Source organism: Thiorhodovibrio litoralis (assembly GCF_033954455.1).
In the GTDB taxonomy this organism is placed as follows: domain Bacteria; phylum Pseudomonadota; class Gammaproteobacteria; order Chromatiales; family Chromatiaceae; genus Thiorhodovibrio; species Thiorhodovibrio litoralis.
The window spans coordinates 1,654,718-1,666,797 of the sequence record NZ_CP121473.1 but is presented as its reverse complement, the minus strand read 5'-3'; the positions used below and the strand labels follow the sequence as shown (position 1 = coordinate 1,666,797).

Here is a 12,080-nt window from a genome sequence, read left to right as displayed (position 1 = left end):
CCCTGCCCTCTCAGTGCTTGTCATCAGCGCTAGATGATTCCTAAACTGGCGCCCCTCGCGCCATCCAAACAGGTCACCATGAAAGCCCCTAAACGTCTCGAGTCCTTGATCCAGGACGGCCTGGTCGACGAAGTCCTCTATGCACTCAAGAGCGGCAAGGAGGCGGCGGTCTATGTGGTGCGCTCCGAAGGGGCCGTTCGCTGCGCCAAGGTCTATAAAGAGGTGAGTCAACGCGGCTTTCACAAGCAGTCGCAGTATCGCGAAGGGCGTCAGGTGCGCAATAGCCGCAAAGGGCGGGCGATGGCGAAGGGCTCACGGTATGGGCGCCAGGAGCAAGAAGATGTGTGGCAAAACACTGAAGTCGACGCACTCTATCGTCTAGCCGCAGCCGGGGTGCGTGTGCCGCAGCCTTACCACTTTGTCGACGGCGTTTTGCTGATGCAGCTGATCACCGATGACGAGGGCGACGCCGCACCGCGTCTGGATGAGGTGGATCTGAGCGTCGAGCAGGCACGTGCCTATCACGCATCACTGATCAGTGATGTGGTGAAGATGCTGTGCATCGGACTGGTGCATGGCGACCTGTCTGAGTTCAATGTCCTGGTTGATCCGCAAGGTCCGGTGATCATCGACCTCCCGCAGGCGGTGGATGCGGCGGCGAACAACCATGCCCCTTGGATGCTGGCGCGCGATGTCAATAATCTGGCCGCCTATTTCGGGCAGTTTGAGCCTGAGTTGCTGACGACCAGCTACGCCCAGGAAATTTGGCATCTGTATGAACACGGCCATCTGACACCGGACGTGACGCTCACGGGCCATTTCAAAGCCCAGCATCAGACGGTCGATCTCGACGCGATTCTGAGCGAAATCCACGAGGCCGAGGTGGAGGCGACACGGCGCAGGCTGGCTATCGAAGGGGTCGTGGCGCCAAATCATAGCGGCGATATCGACCTGTAGAGGCCCTCGGGTCCGCGGGCTGGAGTCACCGCGGCGGCACATCAAAACATTGCCGTGGTGCGCTCCAAGACCCAGAACACCGCCAACGACCCGATGACATAGCTGGGGAGAGACCGAATGGCCGTTGGTAAAGGCACGGGAAGCCTTCGCAAAGCAGCTGCTGCGGCTAGGATTAGCGCGACGCAGAGGAGCTGCCCAAGCTCGATGCCGATGTTGAAGCCGGCCAATGCGAGCGGGATCGCGTTAGCCGGCAGACCGATCTCGGTCAGCGCACCGGCAAAACCCAGGCCATGGAGCAGACCGAAGGTGAACGCCATCGCCCACGGAAACCGCTGGATCCAGGTCTCGCGCCCGCCCCCGGCACGGGTCAACTCCACGGCGACAACGAGGATGGTCAGGGCGATCAAGGCCTCGACAGGATATGCCGGCACCTTGACGACACCAAGAACAGCGAGCGCGAGCGTCACGCTGTGTCCCGCGGTGAAAGCGGTAATGGTCCAAAACAATCGCCGATATCCGTGCACCAGCAGCACGAGACCAAACACGAACAGCAGGTGGTCGGGACCACTCAGGATGTGCTCGAAGCCGAGCAGGAGATAGTCGCGCAGGACGGCAAGCCGAGCGGCACTTTCGGGAACGGTGAAGGTCGGTGTCGCAGCGCGCAGCACCGCCTGGACTAAGCGTCCGTCCGCTAGATGAACCCGAAGTAAGGCATCAGTGCGGCGTTCACGCAGACCGTCGACGCCAATGTCCGAGCCGACCAGACCGCCGTTTTCGCACTGCGCGCGCCAGCGCAGTGCGATGCGTGAACCCGCACCCGCACCCGCACCCGCGCGGCTTGCAACCGGCGCGGACAGCGGGCTGCACCCTTGGGGCAGCATGACCCGCGGCGCATCGCCGGCGGTCTGCGACACGGGCAATTGCCAGAGAACCTCCAGCGTGCCCGCTGGCGATTCTCGGATCTCCAGCAGCGCCGGGTCGAGCGGATGGGCGACGACGGTCGATGCCGCCCCCATACAAAAGAGCACCATCGAAAACAGCAGCGCCGGAAAAGGGCTTCGAGCGGCCAACCTCACGGCTGCGCGGCCAGTTCGACGCGAGACGAAGAGAGATCGTCTCGCCCCTCGACACGAATCTCGTAGCGCTCGCGCAGACGCGCCAGACCCTGCGCCAAGCGTTGCGTCGCGCGCTCCGCGCCGACGGCCTCGATGAGCCGTTGTCTGACCTGGGCCAGCTCCGGCAGGCGCGGCGCGCGCTTCTCCTCGACCAAGACCAGATGCAGCCCATAGGGCGATGCGATCGGGTCCGACCAGACGCCGGGCTCGAGGCCAAAGACCTGCTCGGCGAACTCCATGCCGAAGCGTGCCGTGATGCGGGGACGGGAATAGGCTCGAAACCTCAGCCCGAAGAGGAATGGGTCCGACAAGGCAAGGGCGTCGGCCGGGGGCAGCGTGCGCGCTCGCGCGAGGGTCGCCCGCACGGCGTCCTCAAGGTCCGCTCCCTGGTTATCAAGCTGCGCACCTTGCACGCGCTCGCCGAAGAAAAGATGCGAGAACGTCAGTTCGGCCGGCTGTAGGAAACGCTCGCGATGACGATCGAGATAGTCAAGCAGATCCGCGTCTGTCAACGCCGGCGCCGAAGGAGATTGGGCCAAGAGGATGCGCATCTTTTCGACCAGAAGGCGGCGGATGACGATATCGTCGTCGAGTCCAAGTGCACGCGCCTCGCGCACCAGCTCGTCGGGCGGGCGTCCGGGGTGATCGCTGACCACGCGCATCTTCTGAATCAGTCGGCGCTGCACGCTGCGGTCCTGGAAATCGAGCGCCAGCACGCGGGCTTCCCGATAAAGCATCTCCTCCTCGATGGTTTGCGCGATCAGGGCGGAGAGCTGCTCCGGGGTGGCGGCGCGCCCCCAGCGCCGGACGAAGTCCTCCTCGATTACGCCGATCTGCTGCGCCGAAATGACGATCGGTTCGCGCTGCACGAATGGCCGTTCGCGCTCCGCCGGCGACCACAGCTCGCTTGCGGCGAAGAGGGCCGCGCCGATCAGCACGAAGTGCATGACCGGTTGCCGCAGCCCGTATCGAAGCCAGTACCGGAGCTGGCTTCGGAATCGATGCCCGAGCCGCTGCCGGATCATGCGTTGCCCTCCGCGGCGCAGCCCAACCCAGCCCTGTTCGACCTGCGGAAGGTGCAGACCGAAGGCCCCCTGGGGTCGCTCACGGGGTGTACCAGATCGGCGAGGTCCAGGCGCGCTGCTGCACAGTCTGCGGCACAATGCCGCTGCAACATTGGCTGTACTCGAACTCCTCATAGCTGTCCGGCAGAGTGCAGACGCCTTCACCGCACTCGGCGTCGCTGTCGCAGCCCTGCTCCAGCCCCTCGGTGGCTTGGCCGCGACAGACGCCCATGGGCTTGCTGCAGTCGACGCCGCGCGCATTGCAGTAGTAGTGGTTCCACCGACAGCTCGGGTTCTCGAGGACGCGCACATAGTAGAAGGCGTGCTGGTCGGGATCAAAATCCGGATCAGTCCATAAAGTGCAAAGATTGTTCATGCCAGCGCCGATCGGTTTGCAGGTTTGTAAATCGACCTTGTCCTCGGCGTCGGTTGTTCCCGCAACGTCATAAACCCTTTCGTGCGTTTGCCCGATGGAGTCGACCCAGCCCTTGATGATCTGTGCCCGCTGCAAAGGTGTGCCGGGGTGGCCGGACCAGCCGGGGTCCATGATTGCGCTGACAGCGAAGCTTGGAGCCTGCGGGACCCGGCCGGGAGGGCGCGGCTCACGCTGGAGTGTGCCACCCATCGGCACGCCACCCGCATAACCGCGCGCGGCGAAGTCGCCCGCCTCACAGATATCGGACGGGAGCCCGAAACCTCCGAAAACCCGCACGATCGGACGGGTCCCGCTGGTGGCGTAGGTTTCGCGGTTCTTGAGCGCGGTGAAGATCGCATCGCGCGAGTTCTCCTCGGCCCAGGCGACGGTCAAACCGCCCGCGTTGGTCTCGAGGCCGAGATAAAAGCGCTCGCTCAGGGCCGCCGATGAGGTGGCGAAGCTCTGGATGCCGTGCGCTCCGCTCTTCGCATACTGCTGCTCTTCGGACTGTCCTGGCGTGCCGTTGTGGTTGTCGAGTCCGCCGACGAATCCGAGCTGGAAGGGATTCACCCCTTGCTTGGCCGCGTAGGCGATGCCGCTGGCGAGCGTGTTGCGAACGTAGCTGCGTGGCGGAATGCTCTCGGTGGTCTGGTTCTCGTCGGTGAGATAGCCGTCCGCCGCCCCGGCGAGTCGCGCCCAGCCTTGGTTCTCGAAGTCGCACAGCTCGTCTGGCGGATTCGTCCAGGCCATCCCGGTGTTCGCGTTATAGCGGCATTCCGACTGGCCCTTGATCTGCACCAGCTCAACCAGCGGTTCCAATTGGTTGCGCAAATACGCCTCTGCCTGCCCGTCTGGCGTATTCTCCGGCAGGATGAACATGCTGCCGCGGCTCATGTTGGAGTTGTGCGGGATGGTGAGAACGTCGCAGCGGGGCTTCGCAGGATTCGCGATGCAGTCGTCATTCAGGCGTTGGAGCATCACCGCCGGAGAGGCCACCGCCCAGCCTGGGGTCGAGGTGCAATCGGCACCGAAGCCGCATCCGAGCGGACTCTCAAGGTTGCTGATCGGCTGGTCGATCACATCATCGTTGCGAAAGATGATGTTGCGGTGAAGATTGTCAAAGCCCGAGTTGCCGGTGAAATTGTTAATGCAGGGGCTGCCGCTCGGGCAATCCGCGGAGGGTGACCACCCGGCGTCTGGCACGTCGGGAATGCTGTTGTCCTGCGCCTGATCCCAGCAAGGCAGTGCATTGGCGTCGACGCATCGGCCGGTCGCCGCCATCGCCGTGTACTCGTAGGCGATGAAGGACGTGAAGGTGCAGGAGGACGTGCGGTCGTAGGCGGCCTCCGCGTCGCCGCGAATCTTGTCCCAGACCAGCTTGGCCTGGCGCGCGCAGAGCGCCCCGTCCGGGCCGCAGAAAGCTGGACGGGTCGGGTTCTGGCTGACGTTTTCGAGTGCCGCGAAGACGCTGGCCGCAGTGCCTTGGCGCAAGCGCGAGAGTTCGTCGCGGGCGATGACACAGAGGGGGCTATTGTAGCCCTTGGGTCGACACATGTTGTCCGAGGCGCAGCCTTGCCCGGTGACGCCCGGATTGCAGTCCTGATCGTCGGAGCAAGTTTCGGTCGCCTCGAAGGTACAGATGTTGCTCTCGCCGAACTGCTCTGAGTGGTCGGTCACCGCGGCGAAGTCGAGCGCTCGTCCCTCGGGGAACTGGATGGTCCGCGTGGCCATGAACTGACAGTGCTCGCCCGGCATGCAGTAGGGATGCTCGGTGACGTACGACCGCATGTCGGGTGGTGGCGGGAGCGCGGCCTGCTCGTCCGTGCGTGTATCGGCCCAAGGCGGCAAGCCCACGCGACCACCCTTCGCGTACCTGTAGGCATCGGCCGGGGTATTGCGCGTATCGAGCGCAACGGAGTCAAACGAGTAGGCCGTATGCAAATGGGTTTCCCCGAAGAACGGCTGCTTCGTCGGCTCGTAGTTCGCGCACGGCTCGCGAACCTCGGTTCTCTCGAAGGGGAGAAGGAGGTCCGGAGAGACGGCCTGCACCGGCGCGCTTGGCGACAGTGCGATCAACAATGTCCAAACAACAGCGATCTCGGTCGACAGCAATTTCATGGTGGCCCCTCGTCACACGCTCAGACTCTCTCGGAGAGTCGGTTCAACGCCCGGCGCACATCCGCCGCGGTCGTTGGCACAGCCGGTTCTGATGATCTGTTCCGGGGTTACCCTCCGGAGGATATCATCAGAGCGGCAGATCTTTGCGGCAAATTCCAGCGCGGTTTGCATCGTCTCGGCTATCGCAGGCGCAATGGGCCGGGAGTCGCATCCACCTAGATTGAGCGTTGATCACGCACCCGACGACCGGTAATCTCCGTTTAATTGCTTCCGCCCATGCCAAAAGCCTGCTGCGCTGGTCGGGGCGCTGACACTTTTTCTGCTGCCGTCCCCCATCATTTCCAGAATACGCCCGCGAGCATGCACGATAAATGACGACAATTCGGTCCTTACAGGAACATTGGAAACTTGCTCTCGGCATTCTCTGTCTCGGCCTGCTTTCGCTTGGACCTGCCCAGGCCGCGCTGAACGGCGGTTGGTCGACGATGCTGCCCTACCAATTCGAACGCATCACTGCGGATGGCATCGGGGTCGTCAACGGTATCGATATTGAGGTGATGCAAGCAGCAGCGCGGCGAGCTGGAATCCGCACGGCATTCGAGGAGGTGTCGCGTGTTAGCAACGTACAGGCGGTCCGCGCGGGGCAACTCGACTTCTCTCTCGCCGCGCAACCACAAGCCTCGGCGCGCGATTGGGCGTGGTTCACGCTGCCATACCGCAAGGCGTCCGTTGCGATCGTGATGCGGCGGGGAGAATTGCAGCAATGGAAAGGCGCAGACCCCACGGAAAGCCTGCGACGCTTGTTGGCAGCATTGCCAGCGGTGGGGGGTGGTGTCATGCGCGATCTGATCAGCGGACGATCGCCAATCGGCATCCTCCAGTCTCCGACGCTGCTGCTGTTGGTGCTCGGAACCGTCCTTGCCGCCCTATTCATCTATGCCATTCATGACATCTGGGGTAACAGCTATGCAGCAGAGCCCGCGCAAGGTGAAAACGATCCATTTCGCTGGGCCTCGACACGCGGGCTCCTCGAGGTCTCCGATGCAATCGGGCTGGCGGCATTCACCGTAACTGGCGTGATTGTCGCAGCGGTACAGCGCTGTGAACCACTGTGGCTATGGGGCCCCTTGTTGGCCGCAATGACAGCCGCTGGTGGTGGCGTCCTTCGTGACGTCCTTCGATCGCAGGCGGACATCCCAACCCTCAAGGGCACCATCTATCCGGAGATCGCCTTGTTCTGGGGGCTGATCTATTCCTTGATGATCTATTTCATTGGACCAGACCTGCTCTTGAGTACGGTGCTGATGATGACAATCACGGTGATTATCGCGGGCTTTCTGTCACGGATTGTGGTTGTGCATTTCGCTTGGCACAGCCTTTTTATCAGCTTCCCGGAAAGGCGAGCACACCGAATCCTGCCGAAGCGATGAGCCGGGGGATTGACGGCGCCTTCGCGGCTCAGAAAGGTGCAGGTTAAACTGGCTGGACAGAGTTTGGAGATCGGTCCGTTCGCTCACGCCGATGCCGCCCGAGACGTAGCGAATGTCGCCATCAGTTTTGATCTCCAAAGATCCGGCGTCCGATGACGGAGTGCTCGGGCTCACGACCGCATCCGCGGGTTGCATCACTGGCTCGGCCTCGCCGGCCGGGCGAATGGCCCAGCTCTGCGACGCGTCCGCCAACAGCGTCTGCTGCGCTCCAACTTGGGCGAGCACAACGCCACCCAGGAGCAGTCCCATTCCGATTAAACTGAGACGCTGGAGAGTTGCCATGTCGATCACCTCATGAAGTGATTCTGTACACTCTGATGTTCCGCCAATCCCCTTACGTGCTGTTGGGAAATGTCGAACCTCCTATTCGACAACCAGGTTATTCTCCACCGATGTCACACCCTGGTTATTGCGTGCCAGTTCTGACGCTCTATCGAGACTGCTCTGTGAATCGACGGTCCCGCTCAGCGTCACCACGCCGTCGGTAGTGGTCACGTCAATCTGCAAGACCTTCAGCGCTGAATCGCCCAGGATTTCAGCCTTGATCTTGGCGGTGATCGCCGCGTCTGACAGGTAATTTCCAGTTTCATCGGCCTTCTCGCCCATGGACTCCTTGGTCGCATCGAGCTGATTGCCCATGCGCTCAGCGGCCTCATCCATCTTGCGGCCGGCCTCCTCGGCGCCGCCCTCCTTGTCACAGCCAGCGAGTCCGAGACTGGCCGACAGGCAGGCGGCCACAACAAGGCTTCCTGACAGAGGCATGAGCGCATAGGCGTTTTTCTTTTTCATGATTGATTCCTCAATAAGTTAAACAGGAGCCGTTGCGATGCACAGCAATGCATCATTGCAACAGGCATCGCGGCTCAGGGAAATTGTCTTTCCTGCGAATAGTATCCGCAGCTGATCAGTGTCTTATGCGAATGGCGTATGGATTAGCGGGCAGCACTAAGATTTGTGTTTTGTTTCGTACCTGATTTCACCTCTTAGTCGGTTGGCGGCGCGGTATCCAACGTGCCCTCAAGGGATGCGTCCTTATTGGAGCTGAAATTGAAGATGGTGTATGCCGGGCAAAATCGAAAATAGGCGGTGCCAAGCAGCACTGCCCCAATCAGTACGGCCACGGCCACCCAGAGATTGCCGAGAAAGGCAATGACGAGCAAAAGGACACCGACAATTGCACGGACTAGACGATCAATGTTGCCGATGTTGTCGTTGGTGAAATCAAAATTCATGATCAATGCTCCAGTTGGCTGAGAATAGTTCTTGGCCTCCTTGCTCAAGGCGCAGCTGCGCGCGGCTCACGCTTTGCCGTCAAGTGATCGGCTGTCGAGAAAATGTACGCGCAAGGCGGCTGGCCGTCCGTTCGGTAGCACACATAGACAAAAGCATTCTTTGTGCGCTACCGAACCGACAGCCCCCGGACACTTCGATCAAACTCTCGATGGAGGGAGATTCAACGATGCTCACTTGGCTGTGCTGACCAGGCGACACGCATGATCGCCAGGCGGCTGGGGCGACACGCTCTACCGGCGGTTCCGGCTCTATCTCTGGGGCTCAGCGCAAGCCTTTCGCGACCGCAGCGCGGAGGCCTTTCGGGTGGTGCTGGAACGTCCGCTGGAGGCATGAGTGACGGTGGCTGCGGCCGCATCCAAACCTTTGACCGATATGGAGTAACGACCTCATGAAAAAGAAATTCACGATCAGCTTCGCCGTGGTCCTCGTCATCGTGATCGCCGTTCTCTGGCTCTTCTGGGGTGCAGATACCTGGAACGTTCAGATCTCGGGCGTGACCGGCGATGGTCGCAATATCCAGTATCGTATCGAGACCGTCCGTACAGGCACCGCTGACACGCAGATTTTTCGCAATGAGGACGCCGGGTTCATGCCTCCGTACTTTAAGTTCGATTCCGCGGATCTCCAGGCGCTCGCGAGCCGTATCACACAAGAGTGCCCGCAGGAACCCGTGACGATGCATGGCTATGGTATGCGCATCGCGTTTTTGGATATGTTCCCGAATGTCATCTCGATCGACGCACCAGCGCGTTGTATTGATGCGCCATCCAAAGAGGGGCCGGCGGTGATTCAAGGTGAGTGAAGCGGGCCTTTGCGCCCTGCGGCTCTCAGCCTTTTGGCTCACTAACCCGCGTCCATCATGACGAGGCTTCCTATGTTCGCCACCGCACTGAAAACGCGGTCTCTTCGGCATAGAGTGCAAATGGCCGAGACCAATGTTGGCAGAAAAGACCATCCACACAACAGGAGATGCTGATGAACAGACTCGTCGCACTGATTCTACTGATCACGATCGGCGGATTGTCCGGCTGCAGCACCATCGAGGGCGCCGGCAAGGATATTCAAAGCGGCGGTCGCGCCGTGAGCGATACAGCCAGGGACGTCAAGAATGACATGTGAAGCGGCACGGAGGCCAAAACGATCCTCAAACACTGGAGCACTGATGATGAATTTTGATTACACCAAGCACAACATCGGCAACATTGATCGCCTGGTCCGCGCAGCACTCGGCGTTCTGTTGATCGCCGGCGTCTTCTTCGGCACTCACTGGATTGTCGGACTGATCGGCGCGGTACTGCTCGCCACCGCCTGGTTCCAGTTCTGCCCGGCCTACGCGCTGTTCGATTTCAGTACCGAAAAGACTGAGGTCCCCTTGGTCAAATAGCGACCGGACCGCGCCAACCGACCGGGCCACCAGGCCCGGCGGAGTTGAGCAGGCCGGAACGGCAGAGCCTTAAGAAGTTCACCGCCAAAGGCGGTGGCTTGGTCGTCTTAAGCCGCCAATCTTTGTCCGTGCTATGGCCTTGTTTCTTTCCGGCGCATTTCGAAGGCCGCCGAACCAGACGCGGCAGGCAAGAGATTCTCGCCTTCCTTCAACGGTCTTGCCTCCCGTGCCTGCTCCTCGATGACGCTCGATTCGCTGTATAAACCCGCTTCCGCCTTCGTCGACACCACTTCGAGGTCTTGGTGCCTCGATTCGGCGGGGTCCGCCAGCACCTTGCGCGCAATCTCCTGGGCCACGTTGATCGCGTCGTCGTAGCCGATGCCGACCACAAAGTCCTCGCGGCGGTTGGCGTTGGTCGTGAAACGTCCTGCGTATTGCGCGCGAGATCCCCAGCCCAGGTTCTCAGCTCATCGGAGTCCACCTGACACATAGGCAAAGAAATTTGCGGAGAATCGCGTGCTGGATGTCGGGGGCGGTTGGGGGCTTCACAGAGCAATCAGGAAACACCGGATGGACATTTTCTAAGGTGCGATCTCACTATCTAAGCCAACGCAGGAACTAAGCTCGCCGACCAGTCGATGGTTGGCACCATCACAGTGAAGCGTCGCGCCACGCCCAGTCATTCGAGCCCGGCGAGCAGATCGACGACCCGAGCCCATTCTTGACCCGAGCCCACTCTTGATTGGCCACTGCGGTGATCGCCCGCTTGACGCAGTGGTTGTTCGCCATTCGACGCCCTTGACGCGCTTTTCCATCCGACGGAGACCACTCTTGCATCTTTCTGACAATTCTTCCGTCGAGCGCACTGAACGCGCACCAGACCTGCGCCGGCGGGCGGAGTTACAGCTTGAAAGCCTGGACAAGCCGCTCAAAGACGCCAACACACCGGAGGCGACCGAACAGCTGATCCACGAACTCCGAGTGCATCAGATCGAGCTGGAGCTGCAGAACGAGGAGCTGCGCCAGACCCAAGAAAACCTGGCAACCTCGCGGGCGCGCTATTTCGACCTCTACGACCTGGCCCCGGTGGGCTATCTGACCCTGAGCGAAGACGGGGTGATCCAGGAGGCCAATCTCGCCGCCGCGACCCTGCTGGACGCGCCGCGCGAGACGTTGGTCGACCAACCCCTGACCCGCTTCATCCTCCCCGAGGATCAGGACACCCACTACCATGCGCGCCGCCAGCTCCTGGCCACCGGCGAGCGACAAACCTATGATCTGCGCCTGTGCCGAGCCGACGATGCACTCGCTTGGGTTCACCTGGACATCAGCCAGCGACCGGAGGCGACCAGCGAGCGCATCGTCTGGAGCGCTATCCTGAGCGACATCAGTGCGCGCAAACGCGACGAACAAGCCCTCATCGAGAGCCAGGCACGGCTGCGCCTGATCACCCACATTGCCGACCTGACTTTCTGGGAATGGGACCCAAAGACGCAGGCGGTATTCTTTCCGCCCGAATGGTGGCGACAGACCGGCTATACCCTGGATGAATTACCGCACCGACTCGGGCCTGGGCCGACTTGCTGCATCCGGATGATCGGACCCGGACCCTCGAGCATCTCAACGGCTTCGTCGATGCGCCGGTGGAGCCCGCTGAGGTCCAATACCGGATGCGTTGCAAAGACGGTGACGAGCGCTGGTTCGTGGCCCGCCTGACGGCGATCCTGGACACCCAGGGCGCGCTGATGCATGTTTTGCTGGTCCAGCAGGATATTACCCGGCGCAAGGTCGCTGAGGACGAGGCGATCCGCCTGGCGCAGCATGACCCCCTGACCGGTCTGCCCACCCGCGCCTTGCTCGATCAACTGGCTGATCGCATGCTCGCGAGTACCCGCCGCACCGGTGATCAGTTGGCGGTGCTGTTTTTCGACCTCGACCGCTTCAAGGCGATCAACGATATCTATGGCCACTCGGTGGGCGATCAGCTCCTGCAGGCCGTTGCGCAGCGGCTGCGCGAGAGCTTCCGCGAGGCGGATCTCATCGCCCGGCTGGGAGGAGACGAGTTTATTGCGGTGTTGGCGAACCTCAACGACGCGGACGACGCAGCCCGTGCCGCGCGCACCGCCATCGCAGCACTGACGCCACCTTATCCCATTGCGGACCTGATGCTGCACTGCGTCCCCAGTCTCGGGATCAGCCTCTTCCCGCAGGACGGTGACAGCATCGAGTCGCTTATCCAGGGTG

At 61.6% G+C, this 12,080-nt stretch carries 12 protein-coding genes and 1 pseudogene; 7 read left to right on the top strand and 6 right to left on the bottom strand.

What is annotated here, in order from left to right; translation table 11 throughout:
• Nucleotides 1-78 precede the first annotated feature (78 nt).
• A complete protein-coding gene (locus Thiosp_RS07275; protein WP_201067057.1) occupies nucleotides 79-957 on the top strand; it encodes a PA4780 family RIO1-like protein kinase in 879 nt (292 codons plus the stop codon).
• A 41-nt stretch (nucleotides 958-998) separates the two neighbouring features.
• On the opposite strand, the gene Thiosp_RS07270 is transcribed toward Thiosp_RS07275, so the two are convergent.
• The 3 genes from Thiosp_RS07270 to Thiosp_RS07260 form a co-directional block, all read right to left on the bottom strand.
• On the bottom strand, nucleotides 999-2,027 hold the full coding sequence (locus Thiosp_RS07270) for a HupE/UreJ family protein (protein ID WP_323696954.1): 1,029 nt from the start codon (nucleotides 2,025-2,027) through the stop codon (nucleotides 999-1,001).
• Nucleotides 2,028-2,029: 2 nt separating this feature from the next.
• Nucleotides 2,030-3,019: a peptidyl-prolyl cis-trans isomerase gene (locus tag Thiosp_RS07265; protein WP_201067046.1), complete on the bottom strand. Its 990-nt coding sequence runs from the start codon at nucleotides 3,017-3,019 to the stop codon at nucleotides 2,030-2,032.
• 157 nt (nucleotides 3,020-3,176) lie between these two features.
• Nucleotides 3,177-5,663: a DUF3604 domain-containing protein gene (locus tag Thiosp_RS07260; protein WP_323696953.1), complete on the bottom strand. Its 2,487-nt coding sequence runs from the start codon at nucleotides 5,661-5,663 to the stop codon at nucleotides 3,177-3,179.
• A gap of 377 nt (nucleotides 5,664-6,040) precedes the next feature.
• Here Thiosp_RS07260 and Thiosp_RS07255 point away from each other — a divergent pair, with 377 nt between their 5' ends.
• Nucleotides 6,041-7,099 (top strand): TRIC cation channel family protein, encoded by a 1,059-nt coding sequence (locus tag Thiosp_RS07255; protein WP_201067044.1) that lies wholly within the window; start codon nucleotides 6,041-6,043, stop codon nucleotides 7,097-7,099.
• 423 nt (nucleotides 7,100-7,522) lie between these two features.
• On the opposite strand, the gene Thiosp_RS07250 is transcribed toward Thiosp_RS07255, so the two are convergent.
• Nucleotides 7,523-7,948 carry a BON domain-containing protein gene (locus Thiosp_RS07250; protein ID WP_201067042.1) on the bottom strand — a complete coding sequence of 142 codons (426 nt, stop codon included), beginning with the start codon at nucleotides 7,946-7,948 and terminating at the stop codon, nucleotides 7,523-7,525.
• A gap of 194 nt (nucleotides 7,949-8,142) precedes the next feature.
• Nucleotides 8,143-8,439, bottom strand: coding sequence for a YgaP family membrane protein (locus tag Thiosp_RS07245; protein ID WP_323696952.1), 297 nt, complete (start codon nucleotides 8,437-8,439; stop codon nucleotides 8,143-8,145).
• A gap of 401 nt (nucleotides 8,440-8,840) precedes the next feature.
• On the opposite strand from Thiosp_RS07245, the gene Thiosp_RS07240 reads away from it, so the two are divergent.
• The 3 genes from Thiosp_RS07240 to Thiosp_RS07230 all read left to right on the top strand — a co-directional run bounded on the left by Thiosp_RS07240 (nucleotide 8,841) and on the right by Thiosp_RS07230 (nucleotide 9,836).
• Nucleotides 8,841-9,254, top strand: coding sequence for a DUF1523 family protein (locus Thiosp_RS07240; protein WP_201067038.1), 414 nt, complete (start codon nucleotides 8,841-8,843; stop codon nucleotides 9,252-9,254).
• A gap of 173 nt (nucleotides 9,255-9,427) precedes the next feature.
• Nucleotides 9,428-9,571 carry an entericidin A/B family lipoprotein gene (locus Thiosp_RS07235; RefSeq protein WP_201067036.1) on the top strand — a complete coding sequence of 48 codons (144 nt, stop codon included), beginning with the start codon at nucleotides 9,428-9,430 and terminating at the stop codon, nucleotides 9,569-9,571.
• A 43-nt stretch (nucleotides 9,572-9,614) separates the two neighbouring features.
• Nucleotides 9,615-9,836, top strand: coding sequence for a YgaP family membrane protein (locus Thiosp_RS07230; RefSeq protein ID WP_407702772.1), 222 nt, complete (start codon nucleotides 9,615-9,617; stop codon nucleotides 9,834-9,836).
• 131 nt (nucleotides 9,837-9,967) lie between these two features.
• Here the strand turns inward: Thiosp_RS07230 and Thiosp_RS07225 are convergent, their stop codons facing one another.
• Nucleotides 9,968-10,225 (bottom strand): hypothetical protein, encoded by a 258-nt coding sequence (locus Thiosp_RS07225; protein ID WP_242518607.1) that lies wholly within the window; start codon nucleotides 10,223-10,225, stop codon nucleotides 9,968-9,970.
• Between the two features lie 385 nt (nucleotides 10,226-10,610).
• On the opposite strand from Thiosp_RS07225, the gene Thiosp_RS07220 reads away from it, so the two are divergent.
• A complete protein-coding gene (locus Thiosp_RS07220; RefSeq protein ID WP_323697109.1) occupies nucleotides 10,611-11,552 on the top strand; it encodes a PAS domain-containing protein in 942 nt (313 codons plus the stop codon).
• Nucleotides 11,462-12,052, top strand: a pseudogene (locus Thiosp_RS07215) (diguanylate cyclase domain-containing protein); the annotation flags it as partial. The gene Thiosp_RS07220 and the pseudogene Thiosp_RS07215, both read left to right, overlap by 91 nt.
• Between the last annotated feature and the right edge of the window lie 28 nt (nucleotides 12,053-12,080).

What these genes read in the sequence shown, in the direction of transcription:
- Thiosp_RS07235 (WP_201067036.1), top strand. Translation starts at nt 9,428, where the DNA reads ATGAACAGACTCGTCGCACTGATTCTACTGATCACGATCGGCGGATTG.
- Thiosp_RS07230 (WP_407702772.1), top strand. Translation starts at nt 9,615, where the DNA reads ATGATGAATTTTGATTACACCAAGCACAACATCGGCAACATTGATCGC.
- Thiosp_RS07255 (WP_201067044.1), top strand. Translation starts at nt 6,041, where the DNA reads ATGACGACAATTCGGTCCTTACAGGAACATTGGAAACTTGCTCTCGGC.
- Thiosp_RS07240 (WP_201067038.1), top strand. Translation starts at nt 8,841, where the DNA reads ATGAAAAAGAAATTCACGATCAGCTTCGCCGTGGTCCTCGTCATCGTG.
- Thiosp_RS07275 (WP_201067057.1), top strand. Translation starts at nt 79, where the DNA reads ATGAAAGCCCCTAAACGTCTCGAGTCCTTGATCCAGGACGGCCTGGTC.
- Thiosp_RS07265 (WP_201067046.1), bottom strand. Translation starts at nt 3,019, where the DNA reads ATGCACTTCGTGCTGATCGGCGCGGCCCTCTTCGCCGCAAGCGAGCTG.
- Thiosp_RS07250 (WP_201067042.1), bottom strand. Translation starts at nt 7,948, where the DNA reads ATGAAAAAGAAAAACGCCTATGCGCTCATGCCTCTGTCAGGAAGCCTT.